Annotated in this window: 15 protein-coding genes and 1 tRNA gene; 8 read left to right on the forward strand and 8 right to left on the reverse strand. The window is 52.0% G+C overall.

The window, feature by feature from the left end:
- Window positions 1-2: 2 nt before the first annotated feature.
- The 6 genes from tssJ to tssH all read right to left on the reverse strand — a co-directional run bounded on the left by tssJ (window position 3) and on the right by tssH (window position 6,478).
- Entirely contained in the window at window positions 3-524 is a 522-nt protein-coding gene (gene tssJ, locus AC07UY_RS12905; RefSeq protein ID WP_494660342.1) for a type VI secretion system lipoprotein TssJ, read from the reverse strand.
- Window positions 525-590: 66 nt separating this feature from the next.
- The gene (locus AC07UY_RS12910) at window positions 591-1,076 is read right to left on the reverse strand and encodes an Hcp family type VI secretion system effector (protein WP_494660341.1); all 486 of its coding nucleotides are present in this window, start codon (window positions 1,074-1,076) and stop codon (window positions 591-593) included.
- 324 nt (window positions 1,077-1,400) lie between these two features.
- Entirely contained in the window at window positions 1,401-1,574 is a 174-nt protein-coding gene (locus AC07UY_RS12915; protein ID WP_494701347.1) for a BPSL0067 family protein, read from the reverse strand.
- Between the two features lie 88 nt (window positions 1,575-1,662).
- Window positions 1,663-3,171, reverse strand: coding sequence for a type VI secretion system contractile sheath large subunit (gene tssC / locus AC07UY_RS12920; protein ID WP_494660339.1), 1,509 nt, complete (start codon window positions 3,169-3,171; stop codon window positions 1,663-1,665).
- A gap of 23 nt (window positions 3,172-3,194) precedes the next feature.
- Window positions 3,195-3,740 carry a type VI secretion system contractile sheath small subunit gene (gene tssB, locus AC07UY_RS12925; protein ID WP_494660338.1) on the reverse strand — a complete coding sequence of 182 codons (546 nt, stop codon included), beginning with the start codon at window positions 3,738-3,740 and terminating at the stop codon, window positions 3,195-3,197.
- An 83-nt stretch (window positions 3,741-3,823) separates the two neighbouring features.
- On the reverse strand, window positions 3,824-6,478 hold the full coding sequence (gene tssH / locus AC07UY_RS12930; protein ID WP_494660337.1) for a type VI secretion system ATPase TssH: 2,655 nt from the start codon (window positions 6,476-6,478) through the stop codon (window positions 3,824-3,826).
- A 354-nt stretch (window positions 6,479-6,832) separates the two neighbouring features.
- Between tssH and tagK the strand changes: the two genes are divergently transcribed.
- The 6 genes from tagK to AC07UY_RS12960 are packed head-to-tail and all read left to right on the forward strand — an operon-like array spanning window position 6,833 to window position 13,003.
- Window positions 6,833-7,744: a type VI secretion system-associated protein TagK gene (tagK, locus tag AC07UY_RS12935; RefSeq protein WP_494660356.1), complete on the forward strand. Its 912-nt coding sequence runs from the start codon at window positions 6,833-6,835 to the stop codon at window positions 7,742-7,744.
- Complete coding sequence (locus AC07UY_RS12940) at window positions 7,731-8,561, forward strand: type VI secretion system accessory protein TagJ (protein WP_494660336.1); 831 nt, start codon at window positions 7,731-7,733, stop codon at window positions 8,559-8,561. The genes tagK and AC07UY_RS12940 overlap by 14 nt, the downstream gene beginning before the upstream one ends.
- Window positions 8,558-9,052: a type VI secretion system baseplate subunit TssE gene (gene tssE, locus AC07UY_RS12945; RefSeq protein WP_494660335.1), complete on the forward strand. Its 495-nt coding sequence runs from the start codon at window positions 8,558-8,560 to the stop codon at window positions 9,050-9,052. Before AC07UY_RS12940 ends, tssE begins: the two co-directional genes overlap by 4 nt.
- A 15-nt stretch (window positions 9,053-9,067) precedes the next feature.
- Window positions 9,068-10,951 carry a type VI secretion system baseplate subunit TssF gene (gene tssF / locus AC07UY_RS12950; RefSeq protein ID WP_494701346.1) on the forward strand — a complete coding sequence of 628 codons (1,884 nt, stop codon included), beginning with the start codon at window positions 9,068-9,070 and terminating at the stop codon, window positions 10,949-10,951.
- The gene (gene tssG, locus AC07UY_RS12955) at window positions 10,948-11,943 is read left to right on the forward strand and encodes a type VI secretion system baseplate subunit TssG (protein ID WP_494701345.1); all 996 of its coding nucleotides are present in this window, start codon (window positions 10,948-10,950) and stop codon (window positions 11,941-11,943) included. Before tssF ends, tssG begins: the two co-directional genes overlap by 4 nt.
- A gap of 10 nt (window positions 11,944-11,953) precedes the next feature.
- Window positions 11,954-13,003, forward strand: coding sequence for a type VI secretion system protein TssA (locus tag AC07UY_RS12960; RefSeq protein ID WP_494701344.1), 1,050 nt, complete (start codon window positions 11,954-11,956; stop codon window positions 13,001-13,003).
- 229 nt (window positions 13,004-13,232) lie between these two features.
- On the opposite strand, the gene cbl is transcribed toward AC07UY_RS12960, so the two are convergent.
- Window positions 13,233-14,183, reverse strand: coding sequence for an HTH-type transcriptional regulator Cbl (gene cbl, locus AC07UY_RS12965; RefSeq protein WP_494660331.1), 951 nt, complete (start codon window positions 14,181-14,183; stop codon window positions 13,233-13,235).
- Window positions 14,184-14,284: 101 nt separating this feature from the next.
- On the reverse strand, window positions 14,285-15,202 hold the full coding sequence (nac, locus tag AC07UY_RS12970; protein WP_490470492.1) for a nitrogen assimilation transcriptional regulator NAC: 918 nt from the start codon (window positions 15,200-15,202) through the stop codon (window positions 14,285-14,287).
- Window positions 15,203-15,529: 327 nt separating this feature from the next.
- Between nac and AC07UY_RS12975 the strand changes: the two genes are divergently transcribed.
- Together AC07UY_RS12975 and AC07UY_RS12980 are read left to right on the forward strand one after the other, a co-directional pair.
- Window positions 15,530-15,605: transfer RNA gene (locus tag AC07UY_RS12975), tRNA-Asn, on the forward strand.
- A 497-nt stretch (window positions 15,606-16,102) separates the two neighbouring features.
- Complete coding sequence (locus tag AC07UY_RS12980; RefSeq protein WP_494660330.1) at window positions 16,103-17,599, forward strand: C69 family dipeptidase; 1,497 nt, start codon at window positions 16,103-16,105, stop codon at window positions 17,597-17,599.
- Window positions 17,600-17,699: the final 100 nt, after the last annotated feature.

Below are 17,699 nucleotides of genomic sequence, written 5' to 3' on the forward strand. Positions count from 1 at the left end.
ATTCATTTATCCCGTTCGGTGATCACAATGGTGCTTTGCTCTAATTTCGCATCTAACTTCACTTGCTTTCCCGGCACCATACGGCTGTACCAGGTAGTCTCCGGGGCTTGCGGCATGGTATAGGTTTCCCGCCAGACGGATTTACCCAGGTTGCGGTATCCCGCCAGCACGCCCAACGCGGTGGTCTGCGCATTTAACGGACGACGCAGTGTTTTCACCTCGCCAGGTCGCAGAATGAAACTGTCGCGGTGCAGCAGGTCGTCAGAAAGGACAGCTTTGTCTTTATCCTGGAGCGACCAATAGTCTGTTGCTGTAAACGCAGCATCATTTTTCAGCTCATAAATGCGAACCTCTATGGGTGCGGCCTTCTCCTGGTTGTCGGGGTTGACGTTGTCAGAAGCCGTCACAGTCAGGTCGAGTTGCAGCAGCTCACGGGCTGGCGGCGTGGCGGTGTTGCTGCCACATCCAGAGAGTAAAAACATGGCTACCGCACATAACCCTGCAAGGTTACGCCGTTTATTCACCGAATTTTCCTTATCAATCAAAAGGTAAAAACCGGCCTGGCATAATGCCGGGCCGGGAATCGCAGATTAAATTTCTTTGTTGGCTTTGAAGTCGTAGCCTGCAGTGATCGTGCCGCCACTACCGCCCTGCTGGTTCTGCACCACGTATTCCTGCTTCACGGTACTAAAAGACAGTTCCACGGTTTCACGGGACGCAACTTCACCGTCCTTGCTGCCACTGGGTGAAACCACGGCAACGATCAGGTCTGTGAAAGTGTATTTGAGATACTCCAGCGGATTACCACCCGCTTTGCGCATCACGAGAATGGCCTGCGGAATATGCTTGCCGGAGGCGCAGTATTTGAATAGGTTAGGACTGGCGCGATCGATATAGTGATCAAAATCCAGATTGGTGACAGACACTTTGCCGGAGCCAAGGCCACTGCCTGCGTGCATCGTGGACTCCTGATGAATATTCCAGCGCCAACTCAGCACTTCGATTTCATTTTTATGTTTGTCATCCATTGACTCGCCGTCAATGCCGTCAATTTTTAAGAAAATGTCATAAGCCATTTTTATTTCCCTATTAAGAATTACTTAAAATAACCTTTGGTTTATCTGCAGAGCAGAATTTAGATAAACCATTGCCGTACAGAACCCCTTCCCCCATAAATTAAGGAGAACAGAACCTGTATACCTTCCGGAAATTAAACACCGGAATCCATGTATTTGCATAACAAATACATTTCAGATGAAATTAATATTCACTGAGAATAATTTATAAAATAAAATTCATAAAACCATTATTCCCTTACTTACAAACCAACTTTTCTGGCACGCTATACTGACCCCGGAAATTTGAAACTACCCCATGAACTTATTGGAAAGTAAAACAGCTCATTGCTCATAGCGGCAGGTAAACCAGATGTGCTCCATCACCTCTATTCCTCCGGCATCTTGGCCCAGGTAAAACGCAGCATCATTGCCACTCCCATGATCGGGGTAGCGTCCATTGACGAAGATAGCTACAACGATGGCAATACTTCCGGGGACCTTGCTCCCTGGTTCCATATAGATGTTTGCCCCGCACGAATATAATGTTGAATCAACGCATCAATTGCTAATTAAACCTCGAATGCCTAAATATCTTTTAATCTCCTCATGCGCCCGTTTGCTTCACAGACGGCAGTTTCGTTACCAGACGCAGTGAACCTGTTAATCCCTCAAGCTGGAAATGTGGGCGCAAGAAGAATTTTGCGTCGTAATAGCCAGGATTACCCTCAACCTCTTCCACCACCACTTCCGCAGCAGCCAGTGGACGGCGGGCCTTGGTTTCCTGCGAGGAGTTCATCGGATCGGCATCTACGTAGTTCATAATCCATTCGTTCAGCCAGCGTTGCATGTCCTCACGCTCTTTAAACGAGCCGATCTTGTCGCGCACGATACATTTGAGGAAATGTGCGAACCGCGAGCAGGCAAACAGATACGGAAGACGAGCGGAGAGATTGGCGTTGGCCGTGGCGTCCGGGTCATAGTATTCCTGCGGTTTTTGCAGCGACTGCGCACCAATAAAGGCGGCATAGTCTGAATTCTTACGATGGATCAGCGGGATAAAGCCGTTTTTCGCCAGTTCTGCTTCGCGCCGATCAGAGATAGCAATTTCCGTCGGGCATTTCATATCCACGCCGCCGTCATCGGTCGGGAATGTGTGACAAGGCAGGTTTTCCACCGCCCCACCGGATTCCACCCCACGGATCAACGTACACCAGCCGTAATGCTTGAAAGAACGGTTGATGTTCACACCCATCGCGTAAGCCGCGTTGCTCCAGACGTATTTGCTGTGATCAGCGCCGTCGGCATCTTCTTCAAAATCGAACTCATCCACCGGGTTAGTTTTTGCACCGTAAGGCAGGCGGGAGAGAAAACGCGGCATGGTCAGGCCGATATAACGCGAATCTTCGCTGGTCCGCAGCGAGTTCCACGGTGCATATTCCAGGTTCTGGGTAACAATTTTGGTGAGATCGCGGGGATTCGCCAGTTCCTGCCAGGAGTCCATTTGCAGAACAGAAGGCGATGCACCAGCGATAAACGGCGCATGGGCCGACGCCGCCACCTTGGCAATAGAACCGAGCAGATCCACATCTGGCGGTGTATGGTCAAAGTAGTAATCGGCAATGATACAGCCGTAAGGTTCACCACCCAGTTGCCCGTACTCTGCTTCATACAGCTTTTTGAACATCGGGCTTTGATCCCAGGCGATCCCCTTGTAACGCTTCATATTTTTCCGCAGTTCATCCTTCGACAGATTCATAAAGCGGATTTTTAATTTTTCGTCAGTTTCTGTGTTGTAGACCAGGTGCTCCATTCCGCGCCAGGAGGATTCCAGTTGCTGAAACTCCGGGTGGCTCAGGATTAATTTAATTTGTTCCGTCAGTTTGTAATCAATTTGCGCAATGATGGCGCTGATGCTTTTGTAAGCGTCATCGCTGACGGTGACGGAATTTGCCAGTGCCTGCTGTGCCAGTGTTTGTACAGCTGCCTCTACAGCTTTTGCCGCCTGAGTGGTTTTTGGTCGGAAGGCCTGGTTCAGCAGCGAGTCAAACTCGCCGGATGCGAAAGCGGTATCCTGAGCAACCGCACTGCTCGCCTGCATGTTAGTGTTTGCCATGAAAACTCCTTAAAAATTCGCAATTATTCTGCTGATCCCGTCTCATCCGCAGACACATCTTCCTGAGCAACAGCCGGTTTTGGCGCATTTGCCAGCGTCTTCAGTAAGGTCGGATCCTGCAACAGCTTATTGACCAGATTTTCCGCACCAGCTTTGCCGTCCATGTAAGTTTGTAGGTTGGCAAGCTGGGTGCGGGCCTCCAACAACTGGTTCAGGGCATCCACCTTGCGGGCAATCTGCGCTGGGGAAAAATCGTCCATACTTTCCAGCGTGATATCGACCATCAACTGGCCGTCGCCCGTGAGCGTATTGGGCACGGCAAATGCCACGCGCGGCGCAATGGCTTTCATGCGTTCGTTAAAGTTATCAATATCAATATCGAGGAATTTCCGTTCCGTCACCGGCGGCAGTTCTTCACGCGGTTTTCCGGCCAGATCGGCCAGCACCGCCATCACAAACGGCAGCTCAATTTTTTTCTCGGAGCCGTAAATCTCCACGTCATACTCAATCTGCACGCGCGGCGCGCGGTTGCGGGCAATAAACTTCTGCGCGCTGTTATTGATAGCCATAATCCTTAATTTCCTTATCAGTCATCCGCCAGCCGCCAGGAAGGCGGCATAACGGTCAGTTTAAAAATCGCATCGCAGGTACGTCACCCAAAGAAACCGGTTTCAAAATCAGTTTCAAAAAAAATCCGCTCATCGCTGTCAACACCAATGTGAATTTGGGTGATGTCATTTTTCTCTGTCATCGCCTGCAACCAGTAGCGCGACAGGTGCGGCAGAATAAATTGCTCGATATAACCGATCAGCAGCCGCGCACCTGTTTCGTGCATCGGGCAGTGCGCCACGATATGCGCAACCAGCTCATCACCGTAAACCAGCGTAACGCCGTGCTGCTCTGCCATTCTCGCCACCAGCCTGTCGAGATGCAGGCGGGCAATGACACCCCGCGCGCTTTCATCCAGTGGCAGATAAGGGATCACCGTCATACGCCCGAGGAACGCTGCCGCAAAATGTTTGCGCAGCTCCGGCATTAACGCCTCCTTCAATCCAGCCAGATCAGGCATCAACGCCGGGTCTTCACAGAGCTGGCTAATAAGTTCAGAACCCACATTGGTGGTCAGCAGCAGCGTGCTGTTTTTGAAATCAATGTGGACGCCTTCGCCATCCTCCATTCCACCTTTATCCAAGACCTGGTAGAACAGTTCGTGGACATCATGGTGAGCCTTTTCAATCTCATCGAGCAGCACCACGCTCCACGGGTGACGGCGAACCGCTTCCGTTAAAACGCCGCCTTCACCGTAGCCCACATAACCGGGTGGTGCGCCTTTAAGCGTGGAAACGGTGTGAGATTCCTGAAACTCACTCATATTGATGGTGATCAGATTCTGCTCACCGCCGTAGATGGCTTCAGCCAGCGCCAGCGCGGTTTCGGTCTTACCGACGCCGGATGGCCCAGCCAGCAGGAACACGCCAACAGGTTTGCGCGGATCGCCTAAACCCGCCCGCGCGGTCTGAATCCGTTCGCTAATCTGTGCCAGCGCATTCGTCTGCCCGGTGACGCGCTGTGCCAGACGGGCAGGAAGCTCCAGTACCTGGCTGACCTCGTCTTTCACCATGCGCCCGGCGGGAATGCCGGTCCAGTCAGAAACAATCGCCGCTACCACCGCCGCGCCGACTTCCGGGAACACGACGGGCTCCTCTCCCTGCCAGTGTTTTAATGACGTTTGCGCCTGTTGTAACGAGGTTTCATCATGTTCACCCGGCTCTGCGGTGCGCTGTTCCTGCAACGTATGAACAAGCGCCAGCTCTTGCTGCCAGCGGGTTTCTGCTTCAGACAAGCCCGTATTCAGTGATGTGATCCGTTCTGCCAGGGTGTCACCGTGCTCCGTGCGGATCCCCATTTGTTCTTGCTTTAACAGGAGTGCCTGCTCCATTTCAGCCGCTTTAAGTTGCTGGCGCAGATACTGCACATGTGCAGGCGGCGTATGTAGCGACAGAGCCACACGGGCTGCTGCGGTATCCAGCAGGCTAATGGCTTTGTCCGGTAACTGCCGGGCGGGAATGTAGCGGTGGGAAAGTTGTACGGCTGCACGTACTGCTTCATCCAGAATCAGCACGTTGTGGTGTTTTTCCAGTGTTTCCACCAGACCGCGCACCATCTCCACTGCGGCGGTTTCTTCCGGCTCCGCCACCTGCAACACCTGAAAACGTCGGGTCAGCGCCGGATCTTTTTCAATATGGCGTTTGTATTCGCTCCACGTGGTGGCACCGATGGTGCGCAAAGTGCCGCGTGCCAGCGCGGGTTTCAGCAAATTAGCCGCATCTCCTGTACCGGATGTGCCACCCGCCCCTACCAGCGTGTGGACCTCATCAACAAAAAGAATTACCGGCTGTGGAGAACGCACGGCCTCTTCCAGCAGGGCCTTCAGACGGGACTCAAATTCACCTTTCATGCTGGCTCCTGCCAGCAGCGTCCCTACATCCAGCGACAGCAACCGCACGTTACGCAATGAAGGTGGTACTTCGCCTTGGGCAATCGCCAGCGCAAAACCTTCTACCACCGCTGTTTTCCCGACACCCGCCTCACCGGTCAGCAACGGGTTATTCTGGCGACGGCGCAGCAGAATATCGGTCATGGTGCGGATTTCGTGTTCGCGACCTGTCACCGGATCGATAGTGCCTTCACGTGCCTGAGCGGTCATATCCTGACAGTATTTCGCCAGCGCGGACTTTTCGCCCTGAATCTCACCCGGAAGTGCTTGACTGCTCTCGCCAGGGGTCGCAGATGGCAGGTCCAAGCCGTCACGGGATAACTCCTGTGCTTCAGGTGATGATTCGATCAGAGAAGGCAGAATTTCTGGCAGATCATTAACCGGGATCCCGGTCAATGGCACACAAATACTTCCCAGTACCCGATGCAGTTCAGGTGTGGTCAGCCACGCCAGCAATAGCCAGCCGCTGCGGATTTTGTGGTCACCATAACGGATACTTGCCAACATCCAGGCTTTTTCAATGGAGAGATCAATGTGGTGGGAAAAATCGCTGATCGCACTGGCACCGGAGGGCAACAAATCCAGTTGCCGAAGTAACGACTTTTCCACATCAGAAGCGGCAATCCGATAATGCCGAAGAACATAGTGAATATCATTGTCTGGCTGTTGTATTAACTGATGTAACCAATGGATCAGTTCAACATACGGGTTGGATCGTAATTTACAGAATGTTGTTGCTGACTCAAGGGTTCGGAACAACGAGCCTGCCAGTTTTCCATATAGCGCACTACGTGAAACAGTAATTTCCATCTGTTACACCTGACGTAAAAGTCCATATTAAGAGAGCATGAATACATATGTACACGTAAGAAAATCCACACAAATAGAATTATCAAAATACACAAACAAAACAATGATGCAGATCACGGATTACAATACAATCAAATGGTTAATATATTTCCCATCAAGATAGGAAAACATAATGAAAGGCTGATTCAAAAAAATCATTGAATATAATATTATTCAAATAAACGACTTTTAATTCATAAAACAAATAATAAGAAAAACAGATGAAATGTTTTTACAATATATTTAATTCACATGAATCATCTGAAGAATAATGAATATTCCAACAACAGTGAAAAATGAATATCAAGTGACATGATGAAACAAGAAAATACATGGATATTGCAGAAACTTCAGGCGAAGGGCGTTGCAGATAACACAACCTATATTGCCGGGACACAGATAACGTTCACAGCCATAGCGCCTCAGGTTCCTGTGTTTGATCTTAACGAAAGTGCCAATATTGCCCTCAGCCTGATCCGTCACGAGGAAGTCTGGTGGATTATCAATTACTCAAGTGAATATTGCTGTGCCGTTAATGATCAGATTTTGGAACCCAACAGCCGTATGCGGCTGAATGAAGAAGACGTTATTGAATGGGGTCTGTCCTCCTGGCGTCTTGTCCGAGATCATACATTCCCTCAGGTACCACATTCTGAAAACGCGCAACCCCAATCCGCGGTTTCCTTTGAAGTCATGAGCGAATATCTGGATCTGGACTGGTTTAAGCAGCAGCAACTGAATCCGCAAAACCCTTTCGATATTATCCCTGTTCACGAAGCAACATCCTCCAAAGGCTCACCACTAACAGATAACACGCTGATTCAGCTTTACCATGAATACCAGCAGGCGCTGTTGTCTCCTGTAAAGACTACCCGGAGCCGGACTAGCCTGTTTCCCCAGAATGACGCGGACACACAGGACCTGTCTTCCCTGCGCGACAGAACAGCAGAAACCGGTACGTTACAGGATATGGTGACCGGTGAGCTGCGTATTGACGCCATTCTCGATCTGCTTGACGCCACCGGCGATAAAGAAACCGCCTTGCCCGCACAGGAAATCATCCCGGATATTCTGCATCTGCTTTCCTCCGGACACACACGACAAGCTGCGCATAGCGATATGCTGCCCGATTTGACGCAGCGAGAGCACCGTATCATCGGCATTGATAGCCATTACCGAATAAGCAACTTGCAGCAAAACGGAGAGCATTCCCATGAAGAAAAATGACACGCTGCCCGCCTCATTGTCTGCACTGTTGCAGGAACACACTTTGACTGATGGCCTTCAGATGGCCGAACAGCAGGTACGGACTCACCCGACGCTAGTCGCCAGACGACATAGCCTGTTTCAGTTATTGTGCATTACCGGCGATTGGTTACGGGCGCTGCAGCAGCTTCAGTTATGCGCCCGAATGGATGCACATTATACCCAGGAGGCTCAGCTGTTCGGGGAACTGATCCGTTGCGAAATGTTCCGTCAGCGCTGTTTTCAGGGGGAACAGCGTCCGGGCTTTATTCAGCCACCACCCGCCTGGATGGAAGATATGCTGTTCGCTCTGGCCTGTACTGCACGCGGCGAAATAGATGAAGCCGATGAACGCCGAAACCAGGCGCTGAATGCAATGACAGATGTCAGAGGGCGCTGGAACGGCGGAGAGTTCGACTGGATTAGCGACAGCGACTCCCGGACTGGGCCTGTGGCCGAAGTGGTCACCGGCGGCCTCTATATCTGGTTGCCACTTTCGCAAATCCACTCGATGGACTCATCTTCTCCGACTCGCCTGACCGATCTGCTGTGGAAGCCGGTGAACATCACGCTGGTGAATGGTGATAAACATGGTGCATGGTTGTTCAGCCGCTACAGCGGTTCCGAAAATGCTACCGATGCACTGCGGTTATGCCGTGAAACGACATGGCAGGACGGTCCCGGCGACACCGTCGTGCAGGGATTGGGGCAAAAAGTGTGGCTGACCAGCAGTGGCGATATCAGCCTGCTTGATCTCACCAAATGCATCTTTCATACCCCGAAAGAGAGCAATACATGAGCGTTTTCCGCCAGCCCCCAGGTAACCCTCTGCTCCCCACACTGTTTGATCGGCTATGCGATGACGCCCCGAACCAGAAGCGCGACCGTGATGTCAGCGTCAGTCCGGTACAACTTAAGGAGATCATCCGCCGGGACTTATCTTTTCTACTTAATACGGTCAGCCATGAAGATGATATCGACACCAGTCGTCATCCGCAGGTGGCGGCGTCAGTGTTGAACTACGGCCTGCCACCGCTGGCGGGTAGCTTTATGTATGAACATAAATGGGATGATATCCGCAAGGCTATCTTGCGTACCATTATCCGTTTTGAACCTCGCCTGAAGTCATCCACGCTGCAAATCATCCCGCTACAGGATGAACGCCGTCAGAACGGTCACAACACGCTGCAGTTTGAAATTCGCGGAGAAATCCTGACGCAGCCTTATCCGACGGCGTTTCGGGTACGCAGCGCGCTGGATATGGAACAGAGTCGCATTACGTTTTTTTAACACAGGGAATTATTCATGGATCCACGGCTACTGGAATATTACAACCGCGAACTGAGCTACCTGCGGGAAACCGGTGCAGAGTTCGCGGCCCGCCATCCCAAAATAGCCGCCCGGTTGGGAATACAGGACAAGGACATTGCCGATCCGTATGTGGAACGCATGATCGAGGCATTCAGTTTCCTGACCGCCCGCACACAGCTAAAAATTGATGCCGAGTTTCCCCGTTTCACCCAGCGGTTGCTGGAGGTTGTCAGTCCCAATTACGTTGCGCCTATACCCTCTATGACCGTGGCCCGGTTGTATCCTGATCCGCAGGAAGGCGATCTGGCAAAGGGGTTCACCGTACCGCGTGACACCGCTTTTTTCTCCACAATCCCCGAAGGCGAAAACACCGCCTGCCAGTTTCGTAGCAGCCAGGATGTCACGCTGTGGCCTCTTTCTATTGAAGAAGTTCGCCTGACCGCCGCACCTCCGGATATGCCCGCCCTGCACCGTTATCTGCCTGCGAACATTCATGTCGCTGGCGCGCTGCGTATCACGTTGCGCACCTTCGGTGAACTGAGTTTCAGCCAACTTACCGGGCCGGATCGGCTGTCGTTTTACCTCTGCGGCGAAGAGCGTATTGCCTCACATTTGTTTGAACTGCTGCATACCAGTGCCGTCGCCACGCTGGCCGGAGAGCCAGGACATTTTGACGGCGTTCTGGACGTAAACCTGAAGCAGCCTGTAACGCACGAGGGACTGGAACCAGATCAAGGATTGTTACCGCTCGCCTGGAATGTGTTCCACGGCCATAATCTACTGCAGGAATACTTCGCCTGTCCTGAGCGTTTTTATTTCTTCACCCCGACCGGCCTCTCTGCCGGACTACAGAAAATTAATAGCGGCGTTGCCGAGATTGTCATATTACTTAACCGTCTGCCGCCGGACTGGCTACTCCATCAGACGGATACCGCACAGTTCAGTCTGTTTTGTACACCGGTGATTAATCTCTTTCCCCGCACCACCACGCGGGTCGAAGTCACCCATAGCATGACGGAGCAGCATCTGGTGGTAGATCGCACTCATCCTCTGGATTATGAGGTCTTCTCCGTACAGGAAGTTGAGGGTCTGGAGGCAGAAACCACGCGGAAAATGACATTCCGCCCGCTCTACCACACCCGCAATAATGATGAAGGCAACCACGGGCGTTACTTCTCCCTGCGCCGGGAACAGCGCCGGTTGTCAGAGAATGCCCGTCGCTACGGCACCCGTACAGCCTATACCGGGTCGGAGGTTTTCCTGTCGCTGGTTGATCAGCATGAAGCCCCCTACCCGGAAAACCTGCGTCACATCACCATCACAGCAATGGTGACAAACCGTGATCTACCCTGTCTGATCCGACGTAATGGTCTTGATGATCTGACCGTGGATGCTGCCATTCCGGTGGCTGGCGTCGGCCTTATCCGGCCTCCTCGTCCACCACAACCTCCGCTGGCCGAACGCGAAATGGCCTGGCGGTTGATCCGCCAGTTGTCATTTAACTATCTGCCGCTTGCCGATTTGGATCACCGCACTGGCGGCCAGGCATTACGCGATCTGCTGAACCTGTTTATTCCGGCGCACGACAGCCCGCAATCACGTCAGATACGCAGTCTGATTGGCTGTAATACCACCCCGGTTACCCGCCGCCTACCGGGTTCAGGGCTGCTGGTCTATGGTCGCGGCGTCAGTTGCGAGCTGACTGTGGATGAGGAAGGATTTTCCGGCATCAGTCCATATTTGTTCGGGCTGGTACTGGAACACTATATTGCACGCCATGTCTCCATCAATACCTTCTCGCAGATGACTATGCTCTCGATGCAGCGTGGTCGCATCATGACCTGGCCGGTAAGAACCGGACAGCGGGGAAGTGTATGAATTCAGCATTCATCCAGGCTCAGGTTGCCCCCTGGCGCTATAGTTTTCTGAATCTGATGCGACGCGTGGACGTACAGCTCTGTGCGGCTCCGGTCGGAAGCACCTGGCAGCCGCGCATGGAAAAATTTCGCCTCGGGCAGACACCCACCCTGACCTTTGCACCACGGGAAATCGCCCAGGTGAGCTGGCAGGAAGGACGCCTGCACCTGGGTCTTTACAGTCTCGGATTGTGGGGACCGAATGGCCCGCTGCCGCTGCACTATACCGAGCTGGCGTTGAACCGAACAGAAAGCCGCCGCGATCCGACACTGACCCGTTTTTCCGATCTTTTTCATCACCGCTGGTTGACACAGTTTTACCAGGCCTGGCGGAGTGCTCAATCGGCAGGAGGCGGGCTGGATAAACCGGAATACGATCGCTTCGCCTTCTACATTGCCAGTCTCAGTGGACAGGATCTGCGGGAGAGTGCGGTCAGCCCACTGTCGGATCACGTCCGCCTGGCAGCGTCAGCTCACCTGGTACGTGAATCCCGTAACCCGGATGGGCTGGCTTCCACGCTGGCGCACTATTTTGGCGTTCCCTTCCGCATACAGGAATTTGTTTTGCACTGGATAGCCGTGGCGAATGATGAAATCACCCGGCTGGGTATGCCATTGCCATCCTCTGTGATTGGCAATGGCGCACTCATCGGCCAGGCCGTGCCGGACATGCAGTATAAATTTCGACTGGTCATCGGCCCTCTCACCCTGGCGGATTACCAGCGCTTCCTACCCGGCGGCAATAATCTGCCAGTACTGACAGAACTGGTGCGCGCTTTCACCGGTTTTGAATACTGCTGGGAAATTGAACTGCAGCTTAAACCACACACAGCGCCCCCGGCGGTGATTGGCGGCCCCCACCAGCTTGGCTGGACGGCCTGGGCGGGGAAAGCCATAAACGATGACCCGGTGACGGGTATGATTTTTGAACCTGAATGTTATCTGACGCACTGAGGGCCGCTTTATGGATAGATCCCTGTCTGAACCTGTTTCTGCTGAACTCCCCTGCGGTCCCGATCTGGAGTATGACCCGGAATATCTGCTGTTGTTCACCCGTGCAGCCCCCCGGGCGGAAGCCCAGTATGGCGATTTTATCAGTTCACCGGAAACCGTTAACTGGGCGGAGCTGGAGCGGGATGCCCGTCGCCTGCTGGCACGCAGCAAAGATATTCGCGTACTGGTGGTCTTACTGCGCTGCCGTATCCAACAGGCTGGAACTCAGGGGCTGGCGGAAGCACTCACGCTGATGGAAAATCTTTGTTCCACTTATCCTGACGCCATCCACCCGCAGCTTCTTGCTGGGCAGGAAACCACAATCGAAGATGCGGTAGTGGCACGCAGTAATGCGCTGTCGGCGCTGCTGGATCCCGAAGGTGTGATGGCGGATATCCGCAGCATTGCACTATCAAATAGTGCAGCCATGCGTCTTCAGGTACGGGATGTGGAGCGAGCGATGTCCGCACCACGTCCGGCAGATGCGCTGGCACCGGAATCGGTACGCCAGCAACTGGCCGACCTGGAAGCACGTGGCATGCTGCCTCTTGAAGCCTTTCGCCGGGCGATGGAGACGACGGAACAACTGCAACGATGGTCCAGGGAGACACTGCACGATCTGGCCCCGGATTTTTCCCGCCTGCAACAACTTTTGGCCCTGTTGCCGGGGGTGGTACAGACCACCACGCATGAGATCACTCTGCCAGAAACACCGATTGTTCAGCCAGACTCAACCATCATACCTGGCATTGAACCGATGCTGGCATCACCTTCTCCCGCATTGGTGGGCATCCCTGCGGAAATAGCCGCAACGGACAGCGCGGACTCCGGACCGATCCGCGATCGCAACGATGCGCTGACACGCCTGCGGATCATCCGCCGTTGGTTTGAAAACAGTGAGCCGAGCAGTCCGACGATCCCATTATTGCGCCAGGCAGAACGGCTGGTCGGAAAAAGGTTTTCTGAAGTGATCAATGAAATTCCTGGGGAGCTACTAGAGAAGTGGGATGCGCTGGAGTAGTAGCAGTAAGCAATGAGTTTACGTTTTTCTTCACACGCCGCTTCTGGCGGCGAAGAATTAAACATCAACAACGGGATACCAAAGGAATATCCCGGATGTGCTTTTCCTGCATCGACGTGTTTTACAACCAGACCTGAAGCCGCGTCATCCCGGCGGCGTCAGACCTCACCGTGAAGACAGGAAATGCCTGCGATTGTAGCGGGTAATCCTTTTTAGCGGGCTTTTTGCTTTATATCTGATAATCGATGACGCTCTCGTCTGATTCCATCACCTGTCGCTTAATATCCTCAACTGACAACCCAGCATTACATAACTCAATGAAACGCCAGACGTAATTACGCTGTAACTGTCCGCGTTTCAGACCGAGCCAAACCGTATTGGCATCAAATAAATGTCGGGTATCGAGACGTGTCAGCGCCCCCTCTTCCTGCTCACCACTTGATTGCTCTGCCACCAGACCTATCCCCAACCCCAGTCCCACGTAGGTTTTAATCACATCCGAATCCTGAGCGCTCAGGACGATATCAGGGAGTAGTCCTTTGCGAGTAAACGCTTCATCAATGCGGGAGCGCCCGGTAATTCCTTGTCTGTATGTGATCAACGGCCAGTGTGCAATTGACTCCAGCGTTAAGGGTAAGGAGTGTATAAGTGGGTGATCACGAGGCACCAACAGACTGTGATACCAGCGAAACCAGGGGAACGCGACTAACTGAGGGTCGTTACTTAACCGCTCACTGGCAATCCCTATGTCGGCTCCGCCGCTATGCAACAACCCTTCAATCTCTTGCGGTGTTCCTTGAATGAGCTCCAGGCGAACTTCCGGGAACAATTCACGGAAAGCTTTGATGACTTCGGGCAGACTGTATCGCGCCTGGGTGTGCGTGGTGGCAATCGTTAAAACACCGGAGGTGTCGTTGGTAAACAAATCAGCAAGTCGGCGAACATTACTGGCTTCATTGAGAATCCGCTCGGCGATCACCAGCAGCGCTTTGCCGGGTTCCGTCATGCCGAGCAAACGTTTACCGCGCCGGATAAAAATCTCGATGCCCAGCTCGTCCTCAAGCTCACGAATATGCCGACTGACGCCCGACTGAGAGGTATAGAGCATATTGGCCACTTCCGTCAGGTTATAGTCCTGACGGGCCGCCTCGCGGATTATTTTTAGTTGCTGAAAATTCACTCTTCGCTCCGGAAACATCAGACATTACGATATTGTTAAAGTCTGATGCCCGGCATAACAAATAATAAAAACCCGCATCTTATTCCACTGAGGAATAACGATTAACTCACCAGCAGCAGTTCCCGATTTTCCAGGGTTGGATGGCTCACCAGAGACATCAAAATCTCTTTTACCGCCTGAGCCTGAGGTGACAAGCTCCCTTTGGCCTGCGTATTCAGCGACAAAGGTAAGCTCATAGAAGGTGTTGTAATACGGGCCATCCAGCCATTTGCCGCACTGCTCAGAGCGCGGGCTGCCGACTCAGGTAACACTGTTACCCCCATTCCGCTGGCAATTGCCGCCGTTAATGTTGCGATAGATTCAATTTCACCAATCACTTTCAGCGTCAGGCGGCGTAGCGAAAACGCTTCATCCACACGTAGGCGAACCGCGCTGTAGTCCCGTGGAAGGAACAGATTCATCTCAGCAACCGCCGTTAAATCGACACTCTGCCCGGGGCAATCACAGGTTCCCACCAGGAACAGATCTTCCTTGAGCAAAGGCTGACTGGTAATACCGGCGATCGGGGAGCGTTCATACAGCACTGCCATATCCAGTTGGCCATTGAGCAATTTGTCATTCAACACAGCCCCGCTATTTTCATGTAAGTAGACCAGCACATCGGGTAACTCGGCGCGCACCGCCTGAAGCAGCGGCATGGTTATAGAAGAGGCAGCGGTCCCTGGAGCAAGACCAATAGACACCTGCCCACTGAGGGTCTGGCCGGCGTTATTCACCGCCAGATGGGCTTGCTCGCACTGGCGGAGTATCGTCCGTGCATGCGTATAGAGAATTTTTCCAGCCTCAGTAGGCGTTACGCCACGCTTGGTTCGAATCAACAGTTGTTGATCCAGTTCCCCTTCCAGCGTTGCGACCTGCTGGCTAAGTGCAGGTTGCGCGATATGCAGCACTTCAGCAGCCTGAGTCAGGCTACCAATATCGACGATTTTTACGAAATATTTCAGCCGTCTGAAGTTCATTTTGCCTCCTGTCCGGAACGCCAGCCCTGGTGCTGGCAACCGTATTTCAGAAGATTTTGCAAGATGCTTGCCAGTTTCTATCAATCGACGACACGCACTCTAATGGGTTGTTAAACAAGTCATTATTCCTTCATGACATTCTTATAAACCCAATCGGTCATATTGTTCTGCTCCATCACAGGTAAAAGCGCACCAGATCAGGGCAAAATGGGAAACTGCCCGAAAGAGCATCGCTTTGTTGATTTTGTCAGCAAACGAACGCGAAATCGTATTTCACCCTTTGACAACCCAAACTCACGCCGCTAATATGCGCCTCGTTCACACGATTCCTCTGTAGTTCAGTCGGTAGAACGGCGGACTGTTAATCCGTATGTCACTGGTTCGAGTCCAGTCAGAGGAGCCAAATTTAGAAAAGCCCGCTTTTTAGCGGGCTTTTTGCTTTTCGGGATTTACTCTCTGCCTGTGCTTATTTTTTGCAATTAATTACAGTCAGTAAAAATAATCCTCCGGTATCGCAATATTCCCCCGGATACGCCACCTTTCATTCATTTCATTTTGTTTTCTGATAACCACATTAATGTCTCCAGATAGACATTCCGTTCTTTTTACGCTGCGCGGCATTGAGATATACGTCACTGAAATCATCTTTACGTCATTGCTATTCTTCGACTCTGTTTGGGTAACATCCTGAATACCTCAATATCCTCTGCGTAATAATTAAGCGAAACGGACCGATTATTTTGTCCAAAAGACTGAGATGCGCGGACAGATATTTGGAGAAAATGCGGGCAGACGCATTTATCTCTCTGGCGAACGACGCGGGGTCAGTCGAAGCGTCATCGCGCTTAAGGAAGCAGTGTGTTTCCGGTCTATTGATAACGGAACCAAGAGGGATTGAGCATGTCGACTTTTAAAAAGTGCCTTATTGCACTGTCAATAAACGTAGCGGTAGTTTCATCGGGTTTTGCCTGTACAACACTGTTGGTCGGAAATGAAGCGTCTGCGGATGGCTCCATGATGGTTGCCCGTAGTGCAGACAGTGACGCAATGAAAGCACAGCATTTCCTGATTCATCCGGCGAAAAAAAATCAAACCGGGGTGTACAGTACCAAAGCGCATAACGGTGCGAATAATTTCACCTGGCCATTACCGAAGGATTCCTTACGCTATACCACTGTCCCTAACTGGAAAACCCAGTTACACGGCGCAACGGGCTTTAACGAAGCTGGTGTCGGTGTGAGCGGCACAGAATCTATTTTTGCCTCACCAAAAGCACTGGCATTTGATCCCTATGTCGAAGATGTCGGCATTACGGAAGACGATATTCCAGATGTTCTCCTTTCCCAGACAAAAACCGCACGGGAAGCCGTCGCATTGCTGGGCCATATTATTGAAACCGTAGGTGCTGGCGAAGGTTTTGGTGTTGCCGTTGTCGATGATAATGAAGTCTGGTATCTGGAAACCGCCACCGGACATCAGTGGATGGCGCAGCGTCTTCCTTCCGGGCAATATTTTGCGTCAGGCAATCAGGGGCGTTTACAAGCTTACGATGCAAAAGATCCTAATTTTATGGGTTCAAAAACCCTGATTGAATTTGCCACGGAAAAAGGTCTTTATGACCAGAAACGCGACGGAGCTTTTAATTTCTCCAAAGCTTATACCCGTGATGATGAACGTGACCGGACGTATAACGACCCGCGCGTCTGGACTATCCAGAAGCAATTTACACCGTCACTGAATCAGGATGTCGCCGCCGGTAGACAATTCCCTGTCTTCGCCACGCCTGAGAAAAAAATGACGCTGGATGACGTTAAAGCCGTCCTGCGCGATCATTACGAAGGCACCGAACATGATCCCTATTCAAAAGGTCTGAATGGAAAAGAACCCTGGCGTCCGGTAAGCGTTTTCCGTACCTATGAGGCGCACGTTATGCAGGTCCGCCCGTGGCTGCCGAAGGAAATCGGCGAAGTCAGTTATATTGGCCTCGGCATGGCCGATCTCACCGCATTTGTCCCCTACTACAGCGGATTAAAAGCCTATCCTGCCAACTATAGTATCGGTACAGATAAAGCGGACAGTCAGTCAATTTACTGGAAATACCGTAAATTGCAGACGCTGACGATGACGGATTACCCGAAACTCGCCCCTATCGTTAAGCGTGCGTATAAAGACTGGGAAGATAAGGTCGCGAAAGAACAGAAAGAGGTCGAAGCCGAGTATCTGAAAATGGCAAAAACCAATAAAGATGCCGCAAATAAAATGCTGAATGACTTTAATTTACGCGTAATGGCTGACGCCGAGAATCTGACTGAGTCGCTAACAAACCAGCTTTTCACTCTACGCACCAAGGATATTCAGTCCGATATCTTCTTTGCTAATGCCGCCAAAAAAGACTAACGGAAACAGTAACACTGTAACCTACTAAAGCCGGATGCCCTCCGGCTTTTTCACCCCACGTTCATCGCCCCCTTTTGTTTCACAATTCGCTGACATACTA

The organism is Citrobacter sp. GW821-FHT02E08, assembly GCF_059421685.1.

Coding starts and splice junctions, on each gene's coding strand:
- tssC (WP_494660339.1), bottom strand. CDS start 3,171: ATGGCAAACACTAACATGCAGGCGAGCAGTGCGGTTGCTCAGGATACC.
- tssH (WP_494660337.1), bottom strand. CDS start 6,478: ATGGAAATTACTGTTTCACGTAGTGCGCTATATGGAAAACTGGCAGGC.
- AC07UY_RS12980 (WP_494660330.1), top strand. CDS start 16,103: ATGTCGACTTTTAAAAAGTGCCTTATTGCACTGTCAATAAACGTAGCG.
- tssF (WP_494701346.1), top strand. CDS start 9,068: ATGGATCCACGGCTACTGGAATATTACAACCGCGAACTGAGCTACCTG.
- nac (WP_490470492.1), bottom strand. CDS start 15,202: ATGAACTTCAGACGGCTGAAATATTTCGTAAAAATCGTCGATATTGGT.
- tagK (WP_494660356.1), top strand. CDS start 6,833: ATGAAACAAGAAAATACATGGATATTGCAGAAACTTCAGGCGAAGGGC.
- AC07UY_RS12915 (WP_494701347.1), bottom strand. CDS start 1,574: ATGGAACCAGGGAGCAAGGTCCCCGGAAGTATTGCCATCGTTGTAGCT.
- tssB (WP_494660338.1), bottom strand. CDS start 3,740: ATGGCTATCAATAACAGCGCGCAGAAGTTTATTGCCCGCAACCGCGCG.
- tssG (WP_494701345.1), top strand. CDS start 10,948: ATGAATTCAGCATTCATCCAGGCTCAGGTTGCCCCCTGGCGCTATAGT.
- AC07UY_RS12960 (WP_494701344.1), top strand. CDS start 11,954: ATGGATAGATCCCTGTCTGAACCTGTTTCTGCTGAACTCCCCTGCGGT.
- AC07UY_RS12940 (WP_494660336.1), top strand. CDS start 7,731: ATGAAGAAAAATGACACGCTGCCCGCCTCATTGTCTGCACTGTTGCAG.
- tssE (WP_494660335.1), top strand. CDS start 8,558: ATGAGCGTTTTCCGCCAGCCCCCAGGTAACCCTCTGCTCCCCACACTG.
- AC07UY_RS12910 (WP_494660341.1), bottom strand. CDS start 1,076: ATGGCTTATGACATTTTCTTAAAAATTGACGGCATTGACGGCGAGTCA.